The sequence below is a fragment of the Limnohabitans sp. B9-3 genome (genome assembly GCF_002778325.1).
GTDB lineage: Bacteria > Pseudomonadota > Gammaproteobacteria > Burkholderiales > Burkholderiaceae_C > Limnohabitans > Limnohabitans kasalickyi.
Window position 1 is genome coordinate 26,334 of the sequence record NZ_NESI01000011.1, and the last position, 22,098, is coordinate 48,431.

At 55.8% G+C, this 22,098-nt stretch carries 19 protein-coding genes; 1 reads left to right on the forward strand and 18 read right to left on the reverse strand.

Annotated features, from left to right (window positions below; translation table 11 throughout):
• Positions 1-9 precede the first annotated feature (9 nt).
• From B9Z42_RS14950 to aceA, 8 genes are all read right to left on the reverse strand, one after another.
• Complete coding sequence (locus tag B9Z42_RS14950; RefSeq protein ID WP_100134214.1) at positions 10-345, reverse strand: integration host factor subunit alpha; 336 nt, start codon at positions 343-345, stop codon at positions 10-12.
• Between the two features lie 25 nt (positions 346-370).
• On the reverse strand, positions 371-2,797 hold the full coding sequence (gene pheT / locus B9Z42_RS14955; protein WP_100134215.1) for a phenylalanine--tRNA ligase subunit beta: 2,427 nt from the start codon (positions 2,795-2,797) through the stop codon (positions 371-373).
• Positions 2,798-2,821: 24 nt separating this feature from the next.
• On the reverse strand, positions 2,822-3,874 hold the full coding sequence (gene pheS, locus B9Z42_RS14960; protein ID WP_100134216.1) for a phenylalanine--tRNA ligase subunit alpha: 1,053 nt from the start codon (positions 3,872-3,874) through the stop codon (positions 2,822-2,824).
• 134 nt (positions 3,875-4,008) lie between these two features.
• Positions 4,009-4,368, reverse strand: coding sequence for a 50S ribosomal protein L20 (rplT, locus tag B9Z42_RS14965; protein ID WP_100134217.1), 360 nt, complete (start codon positions 4,366-4,368; stop codon positions 4,009-4,011).
• Positions 4,369-4,394: 26 nt separating this feature from the next.
• A complete protein-coding gene (gene rpmI, locus B9Z42_RS14970) occupies positions 4,395-4,598 on the reverse strand; it encodes a 50S ribosomal protein L35 (protein ID WP_100134218.1) in 204 nt (67 codons plus the stop codon).
• A 116-nt stretch (positions 4,599-4,714) separates the two neighbouring features.
• Positions 4,715-5,323 (reverse strand): translation initiation factor IF-3, encoded by a 609-nt coding sequence (gene infC / locus B9Z42_RS14975; RefSeq protein WP_100134219.1) that lies wholly within the window; start codon positions 5,321-5,323, stop codon positions 4,715-4,717.
• A 67-nt stretch (positions 5,324-5,390) separates the two neighbouring features.
• Complete coding sequence (thrS, locus tag B9Z42_RS14980; protein WP_100134220.1) at positions 5,391-7,298, reverse strand: threonine--tRNA ligase; 1,908 nt, start codon at positions 7,296-7,298, stop codon at positions 5,391-5,393.
• A gap of 102 nt (positions 7,299-7,400) precedes the next feature.
• Positions 7,401-8,732, reverse strand: coding sequence for an isocitrate lyase (aceA, locus tag B9Z42_RS14985; protein ID WP_100134221.1), 1,332 nt, complete (start codon positions 8,730-8,732; stop codon positions 7,401-7,403).
• A gap of 502 nt (positions 8,733-9,234) precedes the next feature.
• Between aceA and B9Z42_RS14995 the strand changes: the two genes are divergently transcribed.
• Positions 9,235-9,696, forward strand: a complete 462-nt coding sequence (locus B9Z42_RS14995; protein ID WP_100134223.1) for an SWIB/MDM2 domain-containing protein — start codon at positions 9,235-9,237, stop codon at positions 9,694-9,696.
• A gap of 93 nt (positions 9,697-9,789) precedes the next feature.
• Here the strand turns inward: B9Z42_RS14995 and B9Z42_RS15000 are convergent, their stop codons facing one another.
• The 10 genes from B9Z42_RS15000 to B9Z42_RS15045 all read right to left on the reverse strand — a co-directional run bounded on the left by B9Z42_RS15000 (position 9,790) and on the right by B9Z42_RS15045 (position 22,089).
• A complete protein-coding gene (locus tag B9Z42_RS15000; protein ID WP_100134224.1) occupies positions 9,790-11,499 on the reverse strand; it encodes a thiamine pyrophosphate-binding protein in 1,710 nt (569 codons plus the stop codon).
• Between the two features lie 19 nt (positions 11,500-11,518).
• A complete protein-coding gene (locus B9Z42_RS15005) occupies positions 11,519-12,727 on the reverse strand; it encodes an MFS transporter (protein WP_100134225.1) in 1,209 nt (402 codons plus the stop codon).
• Positions 12,728-12,840: 113 nt separating this feature from the next.
• Positions 12,841-15,450 (reverse strand): ATP-dependent chaperone ClpB, encoded by a 2,610-nt coding sequence (gene clpB / locus B9Z42_RS15010; RefSeq protein ID WP_100134226.1) that lies wholly within the window; start codon positions 15,448-15,450, stop codon positions 12,841-12,843.
• A 151-nt stretch (positions 15,451-15,601) separates the two neighbouring features.
• The gene (gene moaE / locus B9Z42_RS15015) at positions 15,602-16,084 is read right to left on the reverse strand and encodes a molybdopterin synthase catalytic subunit MoaE (RefSeq protein WP_100134227.1); all 483 of its coding nucleotides are present in this window, start codon (positions 16,082-16,084) and stop codon (positions 15,602-15,604) included.
• A gap of 25 nt (positions 16,085-16,109) precedes the next feature.
• Positions 16,110-16,361 carry a molybdopterin converting factor subunit 1 gene (moaD, locus tag B9Z42_RS15020; protein ID WP_100134228.1) on the reverse strand — a complete coding sequence of 84 codons (252 nt, stop codon included), beginning with the start codon at positions 16,359-16,361 and terminating at the stop codon, positions 16,110-16,112.
• Positions 16,358-17,599, reverse strand: a complete 1,242-nt coding sequence (gene glp / locus B9Z42_RS15025) for a gephyrin-like molybdotransferase Glp (protein ID WP_100134229.1) — start codon at positions 17,597-17,599, stop codon at positions 16,358-16,360. The genes moaD and glp overlap by 4 nt, the downstream gene beginning before the upstream one ends.
• Entirely contained in the window at positions 17,596-18,126 is a 531-nt protein-coding gene (mobB, locus tag B9Z42_RS15030) for a molybdopterin-guanine dinucleotide biosynthesis protein B (RefSeq protein ID WP_100134230.1), read from the reverse strand. Before mobB ends, glp begins: the two co-directional genes overlap by 4 nt.
• Positions 18,123-19,556 carry a threonine synthase gene (gene thrC / locus B9Z42_RS15035; RefSeq protein ID WP_100134231.1) on the reverse strand — a complete coding sequence of 478 codons (1,434 nt, stop codon included), beginning with the start codon at positions 19,554-19,556 and terminating at the stop codon, positions 18,123-18,125. The genes mobB and thrC overlap by 4 nt, the downstream gene beginning before the upstream one ends.
• Positions 19,556-20,866: a homoserine dehydrogenase gene (locus B9Z42_RS15040; RefSeq protein WP_100134232.1), complete on the reverse strand. Its 1,311-nt coding sequence runs from the start codon at positions 20,864-20,866 to the stop codon at positions 19,556-19,558. Before B9Z42_RS15040 ends, thrC begins: the two co-directional genes overlap by 1 nt.
• A complete protein-coding gene (locus tag B9Z42_RS15045) occupies positions 20,863-22,089 on the reverse strand; it encodes a pyridoxal phosphate-dependent aminotransferase (RefSeq protein ID WP_100134233.1) in 1,227 nt (408 codons plus the stop codon). The genes B9Z42_RS15040 and B9Z42_RS15045 overlap by 4 nt, the downstream gene beginning before the upstream one ends.
• Positions 22,090-22,098: the final 9 nt, after the last annotated feature.

Here is a 22,098-nt window from a genome sequence, read left to right on the forward strand (position 1 = left end):
GTCTCTTTTTTAGGCATCCTGTTTTTCGACGGTGTCACCCTGAATTTGCTCTTTCAGTTTGTGACTGGCGTGAAACGTCACCGCCCTTCGCGCCTCAATTGGAATGGCCTCACCTGTGCGCGGGTTGCGCCCTGGTCGAGGCGCTTTGGTCCGAATTTGAAAATTTCCAAAACTGGAAATCTTCACATCCGTCCCATCCACCAAACTTTTGGCGATCAAGTCAAAAAACGCGTCAATCATGTCTTTGGACTCACGCTTGTTCAAGCCAATTTGTTCAAACAACAATTCGGCCAACTGCGCCTTGGTCAAAGCAGGGGTTTCTAAGCTCTCAAACGAAAGTTCCATAACGTCTGTCTTTACATCGCGCGCATCAAGCGCGTAAGCGGGCCGCAACCTGCGTGGATAACTGATCGACAACAGCTTTCACCGCGCCTTCGATTTGTGCTTCGTTCAAAGTGGCTTCGTCGCTGTTGAGTGTGAGGCGAACCGCCAAGCTCTTTTCGTCCAAGGCCATGGACGAGCTTTCGGCTTTGGGACGATACACATCAAACAGCACAACATGGCGCAGCAAACCTTGTGTTTGAGCCGCGTGCACAGCAGCCATCAATTGCGCGTGCGTGACGCTGTCTTTGACGATGACCGCAATGTCGCGCTCCACGTTCGAGAACTTGGCCACGCCACTGGACTTGGGTACATCGCGGTGCAACACGGCATCGAGCGAGAGCTCAAACATCACAGGGGCCTGCGCCAAGTCCCAGCTTTGACGCCAGCGTGGGTGCAACTCGCCCACATGGCCCACGGCTTGGCCATTAACCAACACCTTGGCACAACGGCCTGGGTGCAGGGCGGGATGCTCAGCCGCTTCAAACTGCGGCACAGCGGGGGCCAACAAAGCTTCTACATCCGCTTTCACGTCAAAGAAGTCAGCGGCTTGCTCCTTGGTACTCCACTGCAAAGGTGCAGCGCTGCCAAAGGCAATGCCTGCCACGTGCATGGGTTGGTCAAAGCCTTGCACGGTGGTGTCTGTGTTTTGCACCGATGCGTCTTTGTGGAACACGCGGCCCAGCTCAAACACGCGCACGCGTGATGCTTTGCGATCGACGTTGAACTTCACCACGTTGAGCAACGAGCCCAACAAGGTAGAGCGCATCACGCTCATTTGGCTGGCGATGGGGTTGAGCAATTTGATGGGGTTGGTATTGCCCGCCAACTCGTGTTCCCAACGCTCATCCACAAAACTGTAGTTGATGGTTTCTTGGTAGCCCAAAGCGGCCAAGTGGTGGCGCAAAGCGTGTGGACTGCGTTGTGCTTCTTGGCACGCGCTGGCCGTGATGGGAGCCAAAGGTGGTGTGGTGGGCAGGTTGTTGTAACCCACCATGCGCGCCACTTCTTCAATCAAATCTTCTTCGATTTGCAAATCGAAACGGAAGGATGGGGGCTGCACGGTGACAACACCCTCGCCTTCTGTCACGGGCAAACCCAAACCACGCAAAGCATCCGCCACGCGTTGCTGGGTGAGCGGCATACCAATCACTTTTTCGGCACGCGCCACGCGCAAGGTGACAGGCTTGGCCACCGGCATGTTCACGCGTTGGTCGTCAATCGGGCCCACGGTGGTGTTGGGCGTGCCGCAAATGTCGATCACCAACTGCGTGATGCGCTCGATGTGCTCCACCGTCAACTCAGGATCCACACCACGCTCAAAGCGGTGACCGGCATCAGTGCTGAAGTTGAAACGGCGTGAGCGGCCTGCGATGGCCGAGGGCCACCAGAAGGCGGCTTCGATGTAAATGTTTTGCGTGTCGTCGCTCACGGCCGTGGCGTCGCCGCCCATGATGCCGGCGAGAGATTCGACTTGATGCGCGTCAGCGATGACGCCCACTTTCTCGTCCACGGTCACGGTGTTGCCGTTCAAGAGTTTGAGCTGCTCACCGGCCTTGCCCCAACGCACATCCAAGCCCCCTTGAATTTTGTCAAGGTCAAAAATATGAGTAGGGCGGCCAATCTCGAACATCACGTAATTGGAGATGTCGACCAAGGGGCTCACACTGCGTTGGCCGCAACGGGCCAAGTGGTTCACCATCCATGCAGGCGTTTGCGCTTTGGTGTTCACGCCACGCACAACGCGGCCTGAGAAGCGGCCACACAAATCGGGGGCGCTGATGTTCACAGCTACTTTGTCAGCGTTTGTAGCGGCAACAGCTGGGAAAGCAGGTGCCTTCAACGGTGCGCCTGTGAGGGCTGACACTTCGCGGGCAATGCCGTAAACGCTCAAACAATGCGCCAAATTAGGCGTGAGCTTGCATGTCATCAAGGTGTCGTCGAGGTTCAGGTACTCGCGGATGTTTTGACCCAAAGGTGCATCGGGGGGCAGCTCGAGCAAGCCGCCGTTGTCGTCCGCAATTTTGAGTTCTTTGGCCGAGCACAACATGCCTTGGCTTTCCACGCCACGCAGCTTGCCCACTTTGATTTTGAAAGGTTTGCCGTCTTCGCCGGGAGGCAACTCTGCGCCCACGGTGGCGCATGGAATTTTGATGCCTACGCGTGCATTGGGTGCACCGCACACGATGTTGAGCAACGCGCCCTGCCCCACGTCAACTTGGCAAATGCGCAAGCGGTCAGCGTCTGGGTGCTGCACGGCTTCTTTGATTTCACCGACGACGATGCCTGTGAAAGGCGGTGCGACGGGTTGGAGTTCTTCCACTTCCAAACCGGCCATGGTCAAGGTGTCGGCTAACTCTTGGGTAGTGAGGGATGGGTTGCAGAATTCGCGCAACCAGGATTCGGGGAATTGCATGATGAATCTCGTGTGTGCGTGAAGTTATTGGAACTGGCTCAAGAAGCGAATGTCGCCATCGAAGAACAAGCGCAAGTCGTTCACGCCGTAACGCAGCATGGTGAAACGGTCCATACCCATACCAAAGGCAAAGCCGATAAAACGCTCAGGGTCGAGGCCCATGTTGCGCACCACGTTCGGGTGCACTTGGCCTGAGCCCCCCACTTCGAGCCAACGGCCCGCCAAAGCGCCGCTTTGGAATTGAATGTCAATCTCAGCGCTGGGCTCTGTGAATGGGAAGAAGCTAGGGCGGAACCGCAACACCAAATCGTCGCTCTCAAAGTAAGTGCGACAGAAATCGGTGATGACCACTTTGAGGTCTTTGAAGCTCACGTTCTCACCAATCCACAAGCCTTCGCATTGGTGGAACATGGGCGAGTGCGTGGCATCGCTGTCCACACGGTAGGTGCGGCCGGGTGCGATGACGCGAATTTCGGGCATGCCTTGACCAGCATCCAAACGCGCTTGGTAACGCTTGACGTGTTGCACCGCATGGCGCACTTGCATGGGGCTGGTGTGCGTTCGCAGCAAGTTAGGCGCTTCGGCACTGCCACCTTCCACATAGAAGGTGTCGTGCATGGAACGTGCGGGATGGTCTTCAGGCGTGTTGAGCGCGGTGAAGTTGAACCAGTCTGTTTCGATCTCTGGGCCTTGAGCCACTTCAAAGCCCATCGAACCAAAAATGGCTTCGACGCGTTCGAGCGTGATCGTCACAGGGTGCAAACCGCCAGCCATGCGAGCGCGACCGGGCAAGGTCACATCCAAGGCTTCGGCTTTGAGTTGGGTCTCGAGTTCAGCATCGGCCAAGGCTTGGCGGCGTGCAGTAAGCGCGGCTTCAATCGCTTGCTTGGCCACGTTGATGGCAGCACCGGTCGATTTCTTTTCTTCGACGCTCAATGCGGCCATGCCTTTCATCATCTCAGTGATGCGACCTGACTTGCCCAAGAACTGGGCTTTGGCGTTTTCAAGATCAGCCGGTGTGGTGCTTTGCGCAAACAGGGCCTGAGCACTAGCGACCAGAGAGTCCAACTCGTTCATAACTTTGGTGATTCCAATTGACCCCTGATCATGAAAGTTATTTCATTGAAAATTTGGGGAGAGGAGAAAACAAAAAAGGGATTGAAGCTGTGTAGCCTCAACCCCTTTGCTCGTGGGTGGTTAACCCTCGGCTATCAAGCGGCCAATTTGGCTTTGACTTGAGCCACGATGCTGCTGAAGGCAGCCATGTCGTGAACGGCCAGGTCAGCCAACATCTTGCGGTCGATTTCGATCGCTGCCTTTTTCAGGCCGTTGGCGAATTGGCTGTATGTCAGACCGCACTGACGTGCAGCAGCGTTGATACGAGCGATCCACAGCTGACGGAACACACGCTTTTTAGTGCGGCGGTCACGGTAAGCATATTGACCTGCCTTCATCACCGCTTGTTTAGCGATGCGGAAGACGTTACCGCGGCGACCGCGGAAACCTTTGGCTAAAGCCAGAACTTTTTTGTGACGGGCACGGGCCGTAACACCACGTTTAACGCGAGGCATATTTTTTCTCCTTGTTCGTCAGTTAATTACAGGCCGCACTTGGGCAGCATTTGCGCCATGTGACCCATGTTGGTCTCATGCACAGCCACTGAACCGCGGAGGTGACGCTTGTTCTTGGTTGTCTTCTTGGTCAAGATGTGACGTTTGAAGGCTTGACCGCGTTTCACGGTACCACCTGGACGAACGCGGAAGCGCTTTTTAGCGCTGCTTTTGGTCTTCATTTTGGGCATTTAAATGCTCCTTTAATTTGTGCTCGCGAGGCGCCTACGCAGGGTGCGCAGTCTTGTAAGCCCCGAGACACTAATTTGCTTGCCTTTCAAGCGCGGCAGCATGCCGCGCTGCCAATTTATGCAGAGGCTGCCGAAGCGGCTTCTGCAGCGGGTTTGGCGGCGCCACCCGATTTACGCTTACCAGGCGCGATCATCATGATCATTTGACGCCCTTCGAGTTTGGGGAACTGCTCAACAACGATCAGGTCTGCCAACTCATCACGGATGCGCTGCAACAGCGCCATACCGATTTCTTGATGCGTGATCTCGCGGCCACGAAAGCGCAGCGTGATCTTGCATTTGTCACCGTCATCTAAGAAGCGCTTGATGTTGCGCATCTTGATGTTGTAGTCACCATCATCGGTACCGGGACGGAACTTGATTTCCTTGACCTCGATGACCTTTTGCTTGGACTTCGCTTCGGCAGCCTTCTTTTGCTCTTGGTACTTGAACTTACCGTAATCCATCAAACGGCACACCGGCGGCACAGCCGTGGCGGCAATTTCAACCAAGTCAACGTCGATCTCACCGGCCATGCGCAAGGCATCAGCCAAGCTCACGATACCGAGGGGTTCGTTGTCAGGACCTGAAAGGCGGACTTCCGGGGCCATGATTTCCCGGTTAAGGCGGTGTTTGCGTTCCTCGCGCTGGCGGCGGTCGCGAAATTCTGTAGCGATGGTGACTATCCTTAAAAATCAAAAACAAACCGACACACGTGTGCGACGCACAACTCTTGGCAATTTCTCAATGAAATCAGCTTTTGAGAGCGATGTCTGAGGCAATCTTTTGAGAGAAGGCTTCGAGGGACATCACACCGAGGTCTTGATTGCCTCGGGCGCGCACTGCGACGGCGCCAGCTTCCTTCTCTTTGTCGCCTACGACCAAGATGTAGGGAAGCTTTTGCATTGAATGCTCGCGTATTTTATACGTGATTTTTTCGTTGCGCAGGTCTAAATCGACCCTAAGCCCTTGATTTCGCAGCGTTTTAGCAACTTCTTTGCAATATTCGGCCTGCGAATCGGTGATATTGAGCACCGCAACTTGGGTGGGAGCCAGCCAAGTGGGCAAGGCGCCGGCGTGCTGTTCAATCAAAATTCCGATGAAACGCTCCATGCTGCCCACGATGGCGCGGTGCAAGATAACGGGGCGTTGGCGTGAGCCGTCTTCGGCCGTGTACTCAGCGTCCAAGCGCTCAGACAGGTTGAAGTCGACCTGAATCGTGCCGCACTGCCACTCGCGGCCAATCGCGTCTTTCAGGGTGTATTCAATCTTGGGACCGTAGAAAGCGCCGTCGCCTTCAGAGATGACGTACTCGCAACCTGCTGCGGTCAAACTGTCCATCAAGGCTTTTTCGGCCTTGTCCCACAGCTCGTCTGAGCCAATGCGGGCTTCAGGGCGCGTGGACACTTTGTACAAGATGTCGGTGAAGCCAAAGTCGGCGTAGACCTTCTTGAGCACCTTGGTGAAGGTGTCGCACTCGGGCAGGATTTGGTTTTCAGTACAGAAAATGTGGCCGTCGTCTTGGGTAAAACCACGCACGCGCATGATGCCGTGCAGACCGCCCGAGGGCTCATTGCGGTGGCATTGGCCAAATTCGCCGTAGCGCAGTGGTAGATCGCGGTAGCTCTTGATGCCTTGCTTGAAGATCAAGATGTGGCCTGGACAGTTCATCGGCTTCAAAGCGTAATCACGCTTTTCAGACTCCGTGGTGAACATGTTGTCGCGGTACTTGTCCCAGTGGCCGGTTTTCTCCCAAAGCGACTTGTCGATGATTTGTGGGCCTTTGACTTCGAGGTAATCGTTGTCGCGGTAAACCTGACGCATGTACTGCTCGATGGTCTGCCACACGGTCCAACCCTTGGGATGCCAAAACACCAAGCCGGGTGCATGCTCGTCAATGTGGAACAAATCCAGCTCGCGGCCCAGTTTGCGGTGGTCGCGCTTTTCAGCCTCCTCCAGGCGCTTGAGGTAGAGCTGCAAATCGTCTTTGCTGGTCCACGCTGTACCGTAAATGCGTTGCAGCATTTCGTTCTTGCTGTCGCCGCGCCAGTAGGCACCGGCTACTTTCATCAACTTGAAATGCTTGAGCTTGCCCGTGCTGGGCACATGTGGGCCACGGCACAAGTCTTCGAAAGCGCCTTCTCGGTAAAGGCTCACGTCTTCGTTACTTGGAATGCTGGCAATGATTTCGGCCTTGTAATGCTCGCCTAAACCTTTGAAATACGCCACCGCCTCGTCACGTGGCAACACGCGGCGCACCACGGCCTCGTCTTTGTTGGCCAGCTCGGTCATGCGCTTTTCGATCGCCACCAAGTCCTCGGGGGTGAAGCCGCGGGTGAATGAGAAGTCGTAGAAGAAGCCGTCGTCAATGACCGGGCCAATGGTCACTTGCGCTTCGGGGTACAGCTCTTTCACCGCGTAGGCCAACAAGTGGGCGGTGGAGTGACGAATCACCTCCAAGCCTTCGGCGTCTTTGGCAGTGATGATGGCCAAGTTGGCGTTGCTGCTCATCGTGAAGCTGGTGTCCACCACTTTGCCATCGACCTTGCCAGCCAAAGCCGCCTTGGCTAAGCCTGCGCCAATGGACGCAGCCACGTCGGCCACGGTCACGGGGCCAGGAAATTCACGTTGCGAACCGTCGGGGAGAGTAATCTGAACCATGTGTCTGAAAGTAAAAAAGCGCGGCAGGAGCCGCGCTTGGAAAAAGTATCTAAACGCTGAGACGGATTTTACGCCGCCCCGCATTTAGCTTCGCGAAGTCGATCAGTGGAACTGCTCTTCTTCAGTAGAACCTGTCAAGGCTTTCACAGAAGACGCGCCGCCTTGGATCACAGTCGTCACGTCGTCGAAGTAACCTGCGCCTACTTCTTGTTGGTGCGAAACGAAGGTGTAACCCTTGTCGCGTGCGGCGAATTCAGGCTCTTGCACCATGTTGACGTAGTGCTTCATGCCTTCGCCGTTGGCGTAGGCGTGTGCAAATTGGAAGGTGTTGTACCAGTTGATGTGGATACCAGCCAAGGTGATGAACTGGTACTTGTAGCCCAAAGCCGACAGGTCCTCTTGGAACGATGCAATTTGCTTGTCGTCCAAGTTTTTCTTCCAGTTGAACGACGGTGAGCAGTTGTAAGACAACAGCTTGCCTGGACAAGCCGCGTGCACAGCTTGTGCAAATTCGCGAGCGAAGCCAATGTCTGGCACGCCTGTTTCACACCACACCAAGTCAGCGTAAGGGGCGTAAGCCACGCCGCGGCTGATGGCTTGTTCCAAACCGTTTTTGACGCGGTAGAAACCTTCGGGCGTGCGCTCGCCGGTCAAGAAAGGCTTGTCGTTGGCATCATGGTCAGACGTGATCAAGTTGGCAGCTTCAGCATCGGTGCGAGCCAACACGATGGTGTTGACGCCCATGACGTCAGCCGCAAAGCGGGCAGAAATCAATTTTTCACAAGCCTCGTGCGTTGGCACCAACACTTTGCCGCCCATGTGACCGCATTTCTTCACGGCAGCCAATTGGTCTTCGAAATGAACACCAGCAGCGCCAGAAGCAATCATGTTCTTCATCAACTCAAATGCGTTCAACACGCCACCGAAACCGGCTTCAGCGTCAGCCACGATGGGCAAGAAGTAGTCGATGAATTCTTTGTCGCCTGGGTTGATGCCACGGCCCCACTGAATTTCGTCAGCGCGCTTGAACGTGTTGTTGATGCGGCGAACCATGGTCGGCACTGAGTCGTAGGCATAGAGCGATTGGTCGGGGTACATGGTCTCTGACGAATTGCCATCAGCCGCGACTTGCCAGCCTGACAAATACACCGCTTCCAAGCCCGCTTTAGCTTGTTGCATGGCCTGCCCAGCACTGATCGCACCGAATGAGTTGACGTAGCCTTTCTTGGCGCCACCGTTAATTTTGTCCCAGAGCTTTTCAGCACCGCGCTTGGCGAGTGTGTGCTCAATGGGCATGCTGCCGCGCAAACGTACGACGTCTGCAGCCGAGTAACCACGCTTCACACCTTTCCAGCGTGGGTTGGTGGCCCAGTCTTTTTCGAGGGCAGCAATTTGTTGTTCGCGGCTGAGTTGTTCGTTCAGGGATTGAGGCATGGTTCACTCCATTAAGTTGGTGGTTATTCACGAAGAGGCTTGTAAAGCAAGCTGCTTTCGATGGATTAACTATAAGTCTTCTATAAGAGTCAAGTCATGTCTTATGTCTTATATAAGAATTTATTTTTATCATTAAAAATCAATGACTTATGAAATATATTTTGTTATACAAAATTGCATTTCTCATATCAAGAAAAAATACTGCGTTGCAACATCAAATAAATTCATATTATGAAAATATGTTTTATGAATTCAACATCAAAAAAAAGCGCCTACACCACGTCCGCTTTGCCACCCATGACAAGGTAGCAGTGCGCTCAGGCACTAGCGTCTGCCATCAGGTGCTGCTCCCTCACAAAACCACAGTCACAAAAACAACAATCTCGAATGAAAAAAATCATTTTTCACTTGGAAAGAAGATTTTTCTCAATTAGCATGCAACTTGTTTCAAAGAGCTCGTCTCTCAGAGGCAATGACAAACACTTTTAGAAGGAACTCAAACATGGCAACTGCAAAGAAAGCACCGGCAAAAAAAGCACCAGCAAAAGCTGCTCCTGCCGCGAAAAAAGTCGTAGCTGCAAAAGCTGCTCCCGCTAAGAAAGTCGCTGCTGCAAAGCCAGCTGCTAAAAAAGCTGCGCCAGCCGCTAAGAAGGTCGTCGCTAAGAAAGCTGCTCCAGCTAAAAAAGTGGCTGCCAAAAAAGCCCCCGCTAAAAAGCGCACGCCTAATGCTGCCTTCATGAAAGCCATGACGCCTAGCGCCGCATTGGCTGCTGTGATCGGCGCCACACCTGTGCCTCGCACGGAAGTGGTCAGCAAGCTGTGGGTTTACATCAAGAAGCACGGCCTGCAAGACGCCACCAACAAGCGCAACATCAACGCTGACGACAAGCTCAAAGGCGTATTCGGCAAAGCCCAAGTCACCATGTTCGAATTGGCTGGCTTGATTGGCAAGCACCTCTCGTAATCAGGTCTTCGCCAAAAGCAAAAAGGGACGCGTTAGCGTCCCTTTTTGCTTTTGCGGTGAAGCCTCGCGAGCAAGCCTCAAACCATACACAGATTACGACGCTGCCGATTTGACTCGCTGTTGCTCCGCAGCATCCCGAATAGCGCTCAAGGTGCCGCGCGTGGTGATCACTTCTGGGTCTAGCATGACCTCAATCAATGTCCCCTGCTTGCGAGCCAACGCATCGGTCAGCGCAGCCTCAAACTCATCCGTGCGTGTGATGCGGACACCCGCGTAGCCATAGGCCTGCGCCAAGGCTGCGAAGTCGGGATTTTGCAAATACGAGCCGCTCAGGTGGTGCGGATACTCACGCTCTTGATGCATGCGAATCGTGCCGTACATGCCGTTATTCAACAACACGATGATCGTTTTAGCGCCGTGCTGTGAGGCTGTTGCCAACTCTTGGCCATTCATCAAAAAATCACCGTCACCAGCAATGGTGAACACCGTACGGCCTGTCAAGATATTGGCGGCAATACCTGCAGGCACGCCGTACCCCATAGAGCCGACCGTTGGGGCCAGTTGGGTACGCAGACCACGGGCTAAGCCATGGTGTTTGTGAAAGCGATGCACCCAACTGGCAAAGTTGCCCGCCCCGTTGGTGTAGACCGTGTCGTCGGGCATCAATCGGTTGACCACATCAATGATGGCGGGCATGTCAATGTCGCCCGGCATCGCTTGGGGGGTCATGTTGGCTTCGTAGTCGGCATGTGCTGAAGCGGTCCAAGCCTCCCAAGGCAAGCTGGTGGGTGCTGTCAACACTTCCAAGGAACGGGCTGCGGCATTCATGGTGGACAGCATGGCCAAGTCCGCTTGGTAGACGCGGTTGAGCTCTTCAGCGCTGGCGTGAATGTGCACCAGCTTTTGCGTGGGCTTGGGCGCTTGCAACAAGGTGTAACCGCTGGTGGTCATCTCGCCCAAGCGAGGGCCAATGGCCAGAATCAAATCGCTGTCACGAACGCGCTGCGCGAGCTTGGGGTTGATGCCAATGCCCACGTCGCCCGCATACTGCGGGTGGTGGTTGTCGAAGGTGTCTTGAAAACGAAAGGCATTGCCCACGGGCAACTTCCAGTTTTCCGCAAAGCGCTGTAAGGCTTGTGCAGACTGCTGCGTCCAGCCGCTGCCGCCCGCAATCACGAACGGACGCTTCGCCTCCAACAGCATTTCGCGCAACTGGCGCAAAGCCCCCGGATCGCTCCACGCTTGCGCAGGCTCCACGCGGGCTAAGGGACGCGTCTCGACCTCACGTACCAGCATGTCTTCTGGCAAGACCAGCACCACGGGGCCAGGACGGCCATTCATGGCGGTGGCAAAGGCGCGCGCCACGTATTCAGGAATGCGCGCAGGGTCATCAATGCGCTCGACGCGCTTGGCCATGCCGCGGGTACTGGGGCCGAAGAAGCTGTTGTAGTCGACCTCTTGAAAGGCCTCGCGGTCACGAAAATCGCTGCCCACATCGCCCACAAACAACACCATCGGTGCGCTGTCTTGAAACGCCGTGTGGATGCCGATCGACGCATTGGTAGCCCCAGGCCCACGCGTGACAAAACACACGCCTGGACGACCCGTTAAACGCCCTTGGGCATCGGCCATGAAGGCTGCACCGCCCTCTTGGCGGTTGGTCACAAACCGAATGCGGTCGTGGTAAGCATGAAAGCCATCTAACACGGCCAAATAGCTTTCACCCGGCACACCAAACGCGTGCGTCACACCTTGTTCAATCAAGCACTCGACCAGCAAATGGCCTGCAATTTGTTTTGTCATCTTTTGTCTCGTTTACGTTTTAACTCTGCAGCGTACGTCGGCCCACACCCAATGCCACACCCACGCTCATCAGCAACACCAGCGCAGACCCCAACAAGGTCGCGCCATACCAGCCTCGGTCCATGAACACACCAAAGATCACGGGCGACATCGCAAAACCGACATCAAGGCCGGAATACACCATCCCATACACCCGACCTGTCGCGCCTTTGGGCGTTGCTTTTTTAATCATCATGTCGCGTGACGGCCCTCCCACGCCAATGGCCATCCCGGTCAAAGCCAAGATGACCATGGTGGCGTTGGCATCGAGCCAACCGGTACCACACAAAGCCATGAAAAGTGCGGCCACCGTCATGCAAATAGCCACGACTTTGTCGCTTTGAAGCGGCCATCGCGCGGCCACAAAGCCACCGAACAACATACCCAGGGCAGCGCACAACATATACGCAGTCAAGGTCATGGTGGCCGCTTCAAACGTCACCTGATGCATGGCTTGCAAAATGGACACGGCAAAGCTTTGCACCACCGCTAAGGTCATGGTGGACAGCAAGAAAAACCCGAAACACCACCACACCACAGGAATTTTTAAAAAGGCCAAGGTGTGCTCAGCACCCGGGGCTTGTTGGTGGTGCGTGGCCTGCGTCTGTATGGCCTCACGCTGCCAAAGCAGCAAAAGAAAAATCCCAAAAAACACCAACCCCGCGCCCACATAGGCGGCACGCCAATCCAGCCAAGTGCTCAAGCCCACCATAAAAACTGGTGCGGCGGCCCAACCCAAATTGCCCGTCAGACCGTGTGCACTGAACGCGTAGCCTAAACGCGGAGGTGAAACTTTTTGATTCAAGATGGTGAAGTCGACGGGGTGAAACGCGCAATTGCCCAACCCCAGCATGGCCGCAGCCGCCATCAACCCTGCGTAACTCTGTGCAACCGAGGCGACCCCACAAGCAAGCGCCAACAACAAAAGGGAGCCAAACATCACAGGCCTCGCCCCAAAGCGGTCCACCACAAAACCGGCTGAGGCTTGCCCAATGCCCGACACCACAAAGAACACCGACATCAAAAAGCCAAGTTCTGAATAGCTCAAACCAAAGGTTTTGATGAACACAGGGAACATCAAGGGCAGCAACAGGTGAGAAAAATGCGAACTGGCGTGCGCCAAGCCCACCAAACCAATGACAGACGCGTCATCGCGCCAAGGGGTGTCTGTTGGAGCAAGCGTGGTCATAGTGGGCGGCTAAAAAGCTCGGTAAATAGGGTGCTTAATCCTAACTGCTGAACTTTTGATGCCCCGTCTACTGGGGGACAAGCCCCCCACACCGCATCAACCTGAGATGCCACTCACGTTGGGGAAGCGATTTTGGTGAACGCAAACTCGCCCGGGGCACGCACCGGGTCGACATTGACGGCAATCGTGTCTTTGGGGCCGAACTTGCCTTCGAGCAGCAGCTTCGACAAGGGGTTTTCAATCCGCTGCTGAATCGCACGCTTCAGGGGGCGAGCGCCGAACACAGGGTCAAAGCCCACCTTGGCCAACTCCGCCAACGCTGCCGGCGAAACTTGCAAGGTGAAATCCATCTTGGCCAAACGAGCCGATAGAACTTTGAGCTGAATGTCAGCAATGCTGGCGATGTGCCCAGCATCCAAGGCATGAAACACCACCGTCTCGTCAATGCGGTTCAAAAACTCGGGGCGGAAATGGTTTTTCAACTCATCCCATACCGCGTCTTTGATGTCTTGCGGGTCTTCACCCACCATGCTTTGGATGATGGGCGAGCCAATGTTGGACGTCATCACGATCACCGTGTTCTTGAAGTCCACCGTGCGGCCTTGGCCATCGGTCAATCGACCGTCGTCCAAGACTTGCAACAAGATGTTGAACACATCGGGATGCGCCTTTTCCACCTCATCGAGCAACAACACGCTGTAGGGTTTGCGACGCACGGCTTCGGTCAAATAACCGCCCTCGTCGTAGCCCACGTAGCCGGGAGGCGCACCGATCAATCGGCTCACCGAGTGCTTCTCCATGAACTCACTCATGTCGATGCGGATCATGTGGTCTTCGCTGTCAAACAAGAACCCCGCCAAGGCCTTGCACAACTCGGTCTTGCCCACGCCGGTGGGGCCCAAGAACAAGAACGAGCCGGTCGGACGGTTGGGGTCGCCCAAACCTGCGCGCGAGCGGCGAATGGCGTTGGCCACCGCGGTGATGGCCTCATCTTGACCGACCACGCGGTTGTGCAACTTGTCTTCCATTTGCAGCAATTTTTCGCGCTCGCCTTGCATCAGCTTAGAAACCGGAATGCCTGTGGCACGCGCCACCACTTCGGCAATCTCTTCCACGCCCACTTGCGTACGCAGCAGACGATGACCACCGGTCTTCGCCTGCTTGGCATTTTCTTTAGCAGTGGCGTCTTTCATGCGTTTTTCAAGCTCTGGCAATTTGCCGTATTGCAACTCGGCCACCTTGTTGAAATCGCCCTTGCGGGTGAACTCTTCAATTTGAAAACGCAAGCGGTCGATCTCTTCTTTGATCTGCGCGCCGCCGTGGGCCGACGCTTTTTCAGACTTCCAAATTTCATCCAAATCAGCGGCTTCTTTGCCCAGTTGCGTGATCTCTTCTTCCAGCAGGGCCAGGCGTTTTTGCGAGGCTTCATCTTTTTCTTTGCGCACGGCTTCACGCTCGATCTTGAGCTGAATCAAGCGGCGGTCGAGCTTGTCCATCACCTCGGGCTTGGAGTCGATCTCGATCTTCACCTTAGCCGCGGCTTCGTCGATCAAGTCAATCGCTTTGTCGGGCAAGAAACGGTCGGTGATATAGCGATGCGACAACTCAGCCGCCGCCACGATGGCGGGGTCGGTGATCTCCACGCCATGGTGCACTTCGTACTTTTCTTGCAGTCCACGCAAGATGGCGATGGTGGCTTCGACCGTGGGCTCACCGACGATAATTTTTTGGAAACGACGCTCCAATGCGGCGTCTTTCTCGATGTATTTGCGGTACTCGTCCAGCGTGGTGGCACCCACGCAATGCAGCTCGCCGCGGGCCAACGCGGGCTTGAGCATGTTGCCCGCGTCCATCGCACCTTCGGCCTTGCCTGCACCCACCATGGTGTGCAGCTCGTCGATGAAAACAATGGTCTTGCCTTCGTCTTTGGCCAATTCGGTCAAGACGCTTTTCAGGCGCTCTTCGAATTCACCGCGGAACTTGGCACCCGCTAACAGCGCGGCCATGTCTAAGGACAGCACGCGTTTGCCTTTGAGTGAATCCGGCACCTCGCCCGCCACAATGCGCTGAGCCAAGCCTTCCACAATGGCGGTCTTGCCCACGCCAGGCTCACCAATCAACACGGGGTTGTTTTTGGTGCGACGCTGCAGCACTTGAATAGCGCGGCGAATTTCGTCATCACGGCCAATCACGGGGTCGAGCTTGCCATTGCGTGCACGCTCGGTCAGGTCGACGCAGTATTTTTTGAGCGACTCACGCTGACCTTCGCTCTCGGCGTTGTCCACCTTTTGACCACCGCGCACGGCTGTCACGGCAGACTCCAAGGAGCGACGGCTCAGGCCACTGTCGGTGGCCATCTTGCCCCAGTTGCCTTTGTTGTCGCACATGGCGAGCAAAAACAACTCGCTGGCTACAAACTGATCGCCACGCTTGATGGCTTCTTTTTCAGCGGCTTGCACCAAGGACACGGTGTCACGCCCGACTTGCACTTGTTCTTGACCTTCAACTTTGGGCAAGCGGTTCATGGCAGTCTCAGCGGCGGTTAGCAAGCTGACGACGTTCGCGCCCGCGCGTTGCAGCAACGACTTGGGGCCATCGTCTTGGCGCAGCATGGCAACCAGTACGTGAGAGGGTTCGATGTAGGCATGGTCGCCACCCAAGGCCAAACTTTGAGCCTCTGACAGCGCTTCTTGAAATTTAGTGGTGAGTTTGTCGAGACGCATGGAAACTCCGGAGCAAATGTTGTGTAGATCAATAACTGAGGCTGTTGCGTCTTATTTCAAGATCACACAAGCAAAGTGACCTTGACATGGGTCAAGGCATGACACATTCGACCCGTCAAACACCGCCCTGTCTGTGCGGTGACGCACACCACTAGGGTGCGATGCTGTTCGTCGCTTGAATACCCCAACGCGCCAAGGCTTGGTCGTCGCTAACGCGGGCATCCACCCAGCGCGCGCCTTCGGGCGTGACTTCTTTCTTCCAGAAAGGCGCTTGGGTTTTGAGGTAGTCCATCAAAAACTCACAGGCCTTGAAGCTCTCACCACGGTGGGCTGAGGTCACGGCCACAAACACAATTTGGTCTTCGGGATGCAACAACCCTACACGGTGAATAACGCGAGCGGCAAAGATGTCAAAGCGCTTTTTGGCCTCGTCCATCATGGCCGAGATGGATTTCTCGGTCATGCCTGGGTAATGCTCCAGTTCCATACTGGCGACCGAGCTGCCGTCGTTGCGTTCACGCACGGTGCCAAGAAAAGAACAGACCGCGCCCACACGCGCATCCCCGGCACGCAAGGCTGCGAGCTCTTGGCTCACATCAAAATCTTGGGTTTGGATGCTGACAGTGAAAGTCATAAATCGTCTTAGAAAACCAAGGGGATCAGCCGCCGGTCACGGGGGGGAAAAATGCGATTTCGCAACCCTCGCTGAGCGCCGCATCGCCGTCGCACAAGTCTTGGTTCAAAGCCGTGCGCACAGCGCGGCCGGGTGCCAAAACTTCCGCATAAGCGCCGCCGCGCGCCAGCAACTCATCGCGCAAAGCATTGAGCGTGGGGGCTTGCGTGCTCACACTTTCACTGCCCTGCCCGATGGCTTCGCGAATGGACGCAAAGTACTTCAAGGTGACGTTCATGCCAACCACTCCGCAAAGGAAATAAAGCGAACGGTATCGCCTTTTGAAATCGTCTGCCCGGCGGGGTTATCCACCACGCCATCACCCCACACGGCCGAAGTCAAAACGCCCGAGCTTTGATTGGGAAACAAATCGAGCCCACCTTGCGCGTTGCGTTTGACACGCAAAAACTCACGGCGCTTGTCGGCACGGGGCCAATCAAAGTGGGCCGTCATCTCGGTGCGTTTCACCTCGGTTTGCGTGACGCCTTGCAAGGCCAACACAAACGGGCGGACCAACAACAAGAAGGTCACAAAACTGGACACGGGGTTGCCGGGCAAGCCCATGAAGTGGCAAGCATCGCCCTCGAACCCACGATTCACCTTGCCATACGCAAAGGGCTTACCGGGCTTGATGGCCAATTGCCAGAGGTTCAATTCACCCAAGGCCTCAACGGCGGGCTTGATGTGGTCTTCTTCGCCCACCGACACACCGCCGCTGGTCAAAATCAAATCGTGGTGTTGGGCGGCTTCTCGCATAGCCGCAATGGTGGCCTCGCGCTTATCGGGCACGATGCCCAGGTCGGTCACCTCGCAGCCCAAACGCTGCAACATGGCACGCAAAAAGAAACGGTTGGAGTTGTAAATAGCACCGGCAGGCATGGCTTCGGGGGCGACATCGCCAGGCATGACCAACTCATCACCAGTCGAGAACAAGGCCACGCGTGGTCTTGCCGATACCTGCAACTGCGCCAAGCCGATGCTGGCCGCCAAGCCCAATTCAGCGGGCGTCAGACGCATGCCCTGGGTCAGTACCTTGGCGCCACGTTTGACGTCTTCACCCGAGCGGCGAATCCACTGCGCTGGAGGCACAGACTTGCTCACTTTGATTTTTTCGCCTTCTAGGACTTCGCAGTCTTCTTGCATCACCACGGCATCTGCGCCGAGGGGGATAGGTGCACCTGTGAAGATGCGAGCTGTTTCGCCTGCATTCAAAGGTGTGCCATACGTACCGGCAGGAATACGCTGCGTCACACGCAACACGGCACCGGCTTGGGCACAGTCAGCCGTGCGCACGGCATAGCCGTCCATCGAGCTGTTGTCTTGTGGCGGAACTTGCAAGGCGGCCACGACATCCTGCGCGAGCACCCGCCCGTCCGCGTCAAAGGTGGAGATGGTTTGCTTGGCTTCCAACGGCTTGGCTTGCGCCAGCAGTTGAGGCATGGCTTCATCGAGAGACAGCAGTGCAGGACGTGTCATAGAGAACGGGGGTTGTAGTGAAAGCGATCTTCGTGGTCGATCAGCCAGGCGCACACGGCTTCGGCGTCGTTCAAATCCAACAGAGGGCGCAGGGTGGGCTCAGGCAAGGCTTGCGGGGAGTCGGTCGCGATGGCCACCACAAAATCGTCATCTGGGTAACGCACAGGCTGGCCCGAGGCATGTCGCCAGACTTCGACTTTGAGCAAATCGCTTTGCTTGAAGCCCTCAACCAACACCCAATCGACACCGTCGTACACCTCGGCCAACAATTGGTGCACCGACAAACGTGTGGGTTGCTCAAACGTGCGTTGCACCACCAGGCGTTGGCTAGAGGCGACTACAACTTCAAAAGCGCCCGCCTCACGGTGACGCCAACTGTCTTTGCCCGGCTGATCCACGTCAAAGTTGTGGTGTGCATGTTTGACCACCGACACGCGAAGCCCAAGCATGCGCATCTCCACAATCAGTTGCTCCACCAACGTGGTTTTGCCCGATCCGGAATACCCTGCAAATGCAACGACCTTCATGCGTGGTCGCAATGTTGGGTGATGTAAGTTTTGATTTGCGCCACATCCGCCTTCATCACCAGCACCCGCTTTGGCAAGGCCTCGATGCCCTCGAATTTGGCTGGGCGATGTGGCTCTTGACCCAAGGCTTCCACGATGGTGGCCGCAAATTTGATGGGCAAAGCGGTTTCCAACACGATCATGGGCACATCAGCCTTGAGGTGTTCACGCGCCACTTTCACGCCGTCTGCCGTGTGGGTGTCAATCATTTCGCCGAAGCGCTTGTACACATCTTGGATGGTGGCCAAACGGTTGGCATGTGTGCTCTTGCCGCTGGCAAAACCGTAACGCGCTGCAGCTTCTGCAAAGTGCGGGTTACCACTCAGGTCGAACTTGCCGTTCTTCGAGATTTGCGCACCAAATAAGTCTTTGGTGAGCGCTGCATCGCGACCGAGCAAATCGAACACAAAACGTTCGAAGTTGCTGGCCTTGGAAATGTCCATCGACGGGCTGGATGTTTCGTGGGTGTCAGCGCTGCCGCGCACGCGGTACACGCCGGTGCGGAAGAACTCGTCCAACACATCGTTTTCGTTGGTGGCGGCCACCAAGGTGTCCACGGGCAAACCCATCATGCGGGCCACATGGCCGGCGCACACGTTGCCGAAGTTGCCACTTGGCACCGTGAAGCTCACCTTTTGGCTGTTGGCCGTGGTCGCTTGGAAATAGCCAGCAAAGTAGTACACCACTTGGGCCAACAAGCGCGCCCAGTTGATGGAGTTGACCGTGCCAATTTTGTATTTGGTTTTGAAGTCCAAATCGTTGGAGACGGCCTTCACCAAGTCTTGGCAATCGTCGAACACGCCTTCGATGGCAATGTTGTGGATGTTCTCGTCCATCAAGCTGAACATTTGCGCTTGTTGGAACGGGCTCATCCGGCCGTGTGGGCTGGTCATGAAGACGCGCACACCTTTTTTGCCACGCATGGCGTATTCGGCTGCGCTGCCCGTGTCGCCACTGGTCGCACCAAAGATATTCAGCTCTTCGCCACGACGTGCCAACTCGTATTCAAACAAATTGCCCAGCAGTTGCATGGCCATGTCTTTGAACGCGAGGGTGGGGCCATTGGACAAAGCCTCGACCAGCAAGCCCTCTTCAAGCTTTCGCACCGGCACGATGGCCTCAGTGCCGTACACCTCTTTGGTGTAAGTCTTGGCGCACAGAGCTTTCAGATCGGCAGCAGGAATGTCGTCGATATAGAGCGACAGTACTTCAAAGGCCAAGGCTGCATAGCCTTGTGTTTTGAACGTGGTGCGCAAACGCGTCAACGCTGCATCGTCCACCTGCGGGTAGTGCTCGGGCAAATACAAACCACCATCGGGGGCCAAGCCCTCGAGGAGAATTTCACAAAAACGCTTGCGCTCGGGGTGGCCGCGCGTGGACAAATACAGCATCAGTTCAACTCTTCTTTGCGGATGCGGGTGATCGGGGCCAACACGGTGCTGAGTTGTTGCATCTCAGCCATGGCTTGGTTCATCTTGGCTTCCACGCAATCGTGGGTCAAGATGATGAGGTCGGTGTGGCTCTCACCCTCACCGGCTTCGCGCTGCAACACGGCATCAATGCTGATGTCGGCGTTGGCCAAAATGCCGGTGACCTTGGCGAGCACGCCAGCCTGGTCTGCCACGCGCATGCGCAGGTAGTAGCTGGTCACAACTTCGGCCATCGGCAAGATAGGCAGGTTGCTCATCGCGTCAGGTTGGAAGGCCAAATGCGGCACGCGGTTCAACGGGTCTGCGGTGTGCAAACGGGTGATGTCCACCAAATCGGCGATCACGGCGCTGGCGGTGGGCTCGCTGCCTGCACCTTTGCCGTAATACAACGTGGTGCCCACGGCATCGGCATGCACCATCACGGCGTTCATCGCGCCTTCGACGTTAGCAATCAAGCGCTTGGCTGGCACCAAGCAGGGGTGCACGCGCAGCTCAATGCCTGCGGTTGTGCGCTTTGAAATACCTAGCAATTTGATGCGGTAGCCCAGTTGTTCGGCGTACTTGATGTCTTGCGCTTCCAGTTTGGTGATGCCTTCCACATAGGCTTTGTCAAACTGCACCGGTACGCCAAAAGCGATGGCCGACATGAGGGTGACTTTGTGCGCGGCGTCCACACCTTCGATGTCAAAGGTGGGGTCGGCTTCGGCATAGCCCAAGGCTTGAGCTTGCTTGAGTACGTCGTTAAAAGCCAGGCCCTTGTCGCGCATCTCAGACAAGATGAAGTTGGTCGTGCCATTGATGATGCCGGCCAGCCACTGGATACGGTTGGCGGTCAGGCCTTCGCGCAGGGCTTTGATGATTGGGATACCGCCAGCCACAGCCGCTTCAAACGCCACCATCACGCCCTTTTTGTGGGCTGCTGCAAAAATTTCTGTGCCATGCACGGCGAGCAAGGCCTTGTTGGCGGTCACCACATGCTTGCCTGCCTCGATGGCTTCGAGCACGAGTTGTTTGGCAATGCCGTAGCCGCCAATCAGCTCAACCACGATGTCAATGTCGGGGTTGGCAATGACTTTGCGCGCATCGCCCACCACTTGCACGTTGGCACCCACAATGCTTTTGGCGCGTGCCACATCAAGGTCGGCCACCATCGTCACTTCAATGCCGCGACCCGCGCGACGCTGGATCTCTTCTTGGTTTCGGTTGAGCACTTCAAATGTGCCGCTGCCTACAGTGCCAATGCCCAATAGGCCAACTTGAATCGGTTTCATACTGCGTTTTTATTTCTATAGTTTTCTAGGAATTTAGCGATGCGCAAGATGGCCTCGCGCAAATCGTCGACGTGAGGCAAGAAGACAATGCGGAAGTGATCCGTGTCTGGCCAATTGAAGCCCGTGCCCTGCACCAACATGACCTTGGTTTCTTCCAACAATTCCAAAAAGAATTGTTGGTCGTCTTTGATCGGGTAGACCTTCGGGTCTAAGCGCGGGAACATATACAACGCCGCTTGAGGCTTCACACACGTCACACCAGGAATCGCGGTGATGAGTTCGTACGCCAAGTCGCGCTGCTTGCGCAAACGGCCCCCCTCACCCACCAAGTCGTTGATGCTTTGGTAACCGCCCAAGGCGGTTTGGATCGCCCATTGGCCTGGCACGTTGGCACACAAGCGCATGTTCGAGAGCATGTTGAGGCCCTCGATGTAATCGGCAGCGGGCTTTTTATCGCCTGACACCACCAACCAACCCGCGCGGTAACCGCACGAGCGATAACTCTTGGACAAGGAATTGAATGTCAACGTCAGCACGTCTTCGCTCAAGCTGCCCAGCGGCGTGTGCTTGACGCCGTCGTACAAAACCTTGTCGTACACCTCGTCGGCAAAAATGATCAAGCCATGCTCACGCGCCAAGGCCACGATCTCGAGCAACAGCTCATCAGAGTACAACGCACCCGTTGGGTTGTTCGGGTTGATGACCACAATGCCTTTGGTGTTGGGCGTGATCTTGGCGCGAATGTCGGCTATGTTGGGCATCCAACCGTTGGCTTCGTCGCACACGTAATGCACAGGCGTACCGCCCGACAAGCTCACCGCCGCGGTCCACAGCGGATAGTCGGGGGCGGGCAACAACATTTCGTCGCCATCGTTGAGCAAACCGTTGGTGGCCATGACGATCAGCTCACTGGCGCCATTACCCAAGTAAATATCGTCCAGCGTGACACCCTTGATGCCTTGCTTTTGCGTCTCGTGCATCACCGCTTTGCGCGCAGCAAAGATACCTTTGCTGTCGGAGTAACCGGCCGAGGTGGGCAGGTTACGGATCATGTCTTGCTGAATTTCTTCGGGCGCATCGAAACCAAACACAGCCAAATTGCCGATGTTGAGTTTGATGATCTTGTGGCCCTCCTCCTCCATGTGACGCGCTCGGTCCATGATGGGACCGCGAATGTCATAACAGACGTTGGACAGCTTGTTGGATTTTTGGATCTTCTTCAAAGTCCCTCC

Excerpts from the sequence above, each read along its gene's own strand:
- B9Z42_RS14950 (WP_100134214.1), bottom strand. The coding sequence starts at position 345 with ATGGAACTTTCGTTTGAGAGCTTAGAAACCCCTGCTTTGACCAAGGCG.
- pheT (WP_100134215.1), bottom strand. The coding sequence starts at position 2,797 with ATGCAATTCCCCGAATCCTGGTTGCGCGAATTCTGCAACCCATCCCTC.
- pheS (WP_100134216.1), bottom strand. The coding sequence starts at position 3,874 with ATGAACGAGTTGGACTCTCTGGTCGCTAGTGCTCAGGCCCTGTTTGCG.
- rplT (WP_100134217.1), bottom strand. The coding sequence starts at position 4,368 with ATGCCTCGCGTTAAACGTGGTGTTACGGCCCGTGCCCGTCACAAAAAA.
- rpmI (WP_100134218.1), bottom strand. The coding sequence starts at position 4,598 with ATGCCCAAAATGAAGACCAAAAGCAGCGCTAAAAAGCGCTTCCGCGTT.
- thrS (WP_100134220.1), bottom strand. The coding sequence starts at position 7,298 with ATGGTTCAGATTACTCTCCCCGACGGTTCGCAACGTGAATTTCCTGGC.
- aceA (WP_100134221.1), bottom strand. The coding sequence starts at position 8,732 with ATGCCTCAATCCCTGAACGAACAACTCAGCCGCGAACAACAAATTGCT.
- B9Z42_RS14995 (WP_100134223.1), top strand. The coding sequence starts at position 9,235 with ATGGCAACTGCAAAGAAAGCACCGGCAAAAAAAGCACCAGCAAAAGCT.
- B9Z42_RS15000 (WP_100134224.1), bottom strand. The coding sequence starts at position 11,499 with ATGACAAAACAAATTGCAGGCCATTTGCTGGTCGAGTGCTTGATTGAA.
- B9Z42_RS15005 (WP_100134225.1), bottom strand. The coding sequence starts at position 12,727 with ATGACCACGCTTGCTCCAACAGACACCCCTTGGCGCGATGACGCGTCT.
- clpB (WP_100134226.1), bottom strand. The coding sequence starts at position 15,450 with ATGCGTCTCGACAAACTCACCACTAAATTTCAAGAAGCGCTGTCAGAG.
- moaE (WP_100134227.1), bottom strand. The coding sequence starts at position 16,084 with ATGACTTTCACTGTCAGCATCCAAACCCAAGATTTTGATGTGAGCCAA.
- moaD (WP_100134228.1), bottom strand. The coding sequence starts at position 16,361 with ATGAACGTCACCTTGAAGTACTTTGCGTCCATTCGCGAAGCCATCGGG.
- glp (WP_100134229.1), bottom strand. The coding sequence starts at position 17,599 with ATGACACGTCCTGCACTGCTGTCTCTCGATGAAGCCATGCCTCAACTG.
- mobB (WP_100134230.1), bottom strand. The coding sequence starts at position 18,126 with ATGAAGGTCGTTGCATTTGCAGGGTATTCCGGATCGGGCAAAACCACG.
- thrC (WP_100134231.1), bottom strand. The coding sequence starts at position 19,556 with ATGCTGTATTTGTCCACGCGCGGCCACCCCGAGCGCAAGCGTTTTTGT.
- B9Z42_RS15040 (WP_100134232.1), bottom strand. The coding sequence starts at position 20,866 with ATGAAACCGATTCAAGTTGGCCTATTGGGCATTGGCACTGTAGGCAGC.